This is a genomic window from Acidisphaera rubrifaciens HS-AP3 (genome assembly GCF_000964365.1).
Lineage (GTDB): Bacteria > Pseudomonadota > Alphaproteobacteria > Acetobacterales > Acetobacteraceae > Acidisphaera > Acidisphaera rubrifaciens.
This window is the reverse complement of sequence record NZ_BANB01000626.1, coordinates 1-1,216: the sequence shown is the minus strand read 5'-3', so window position 1 is coordinate 1,216 and position 1,216 is coordinate 1. Positions and strand designations below refer to the sequence as shown.

Genomic DNA, 1,216 nt, shown 5'->3' with positions numbered 1-1,216 from the left:
GTTCCAGCTCGGCGATTCGCCGATGGAGGTCATCGAGCGCAGCAGCGCCAGGGTCAGATGCAGCAGCAGCGGGCGCGGGCCGCGGCGCATCAGCGGTCCCGGCAGGCCCGGATGGTCGAACCCCGCGCTCATCGGCGGCGCCGCCGGTCGCGGGGCGCAGCAGGGTCGCGGCGGCCTGTGCCCAGACCTGCGCCCAAAGCCCCACCAGGGTCTGCCACGTCTCCTGCACCTCCCGGTCGGTGGCCAATGCGGCCAGTTCGCTGTGCCACAGGGTGGCCCAATCCTGTGCCAGTCCCGCCAGGTCGGCGGGGTCGAAGGCGCCGGCCCCTGCCCCGGTGCCGGGCGCCGTCGCCGCGTGAGCCGTCCCCGCGTAAGCCGTCCTTGCGTGAGCCGTCCCCTGGGGCGCGGCCGGATCGGGGTCAGGCGGCATCGGGGTACGCCCGCAGGCGCGCTCCGCGCCGGGTCACGGCGGTTTCATGCGCGAGGAACGAACAAAACGGTCCCCGCGGCGGGGACGGGTCTTTCGCACATGCGGCAAGCCATTCATGTTATTCAAGGCGCGCAAGGAGGATAGTTATGTCCGAGCCCATGCAGACACCCGGCCCGACCTATGCCGCCACCCAGCCCGGCGACGCGCCGGGCCCGGCGCAGCCGCAGGTCGTGGTGAAGAAATACGCCAACCGGCGGCTCTATAATACCGAAAGCTCCAGCTACATCACCCTCGACAACCTCGCGGAGATGGTTCGCAAGGGGCGGGATTTCGTCGTCTACGACGCCAAGAGCGGCGAGGACATCACCCGCGGCGTCCTGACGCAGATCATCGTCGAGGAGGAAGGCAAGGGCCGCGCGCTGCTGCCGACCGGCTTCCTGCGCCAGCTGATCGGCTTCTACGGCGACAACATGCAGAGCCTGGTGCCGAAATACCTCGAACAGGCGATGGGGGCGTTCGCGCATCAGCAGGAGCAGATGCGCCGGGCGATGCAGCAGACGATGGGCAGCTTCTTCCCCTTCGACGTGGAGGAGGTGACCCGGCAGAACCGGGCGATGATGGAACGGGCGATGAGCATGTTCACGCCCTTCTACCGCGGCGCGGAGTCGGATCAGCTTGGGGGCCAGCCCGGGGGTGAGCCCGGGGGCCAGCCCGGCTTTGCCGAGCCGTCGCCGCGCCCCGCCGCCGGCGGCATGCCGGAGGCGGGCGTCGCGCCGTCGGGCGGCG

The 1,216-nt window shown here is 70.8% G+C and carries 1 protein-coding gene; it reads left to right on the top strand.

Features of this window, described 5'->3' with window-relative positions; translation table 11 throughout:
* Window positions 1-576 precede the first annotated feature (576 nt).
* Window positions 577-1,216, top strand: a 640-nt coding sequence (gene phaR / locus B8460_RS15560; RefSeq protein ID WP_148360641.1) for a polyhydroxyalkanoate synthesis repressor PhaR, incomplete at its 3' end; no start/stop codon positions are given.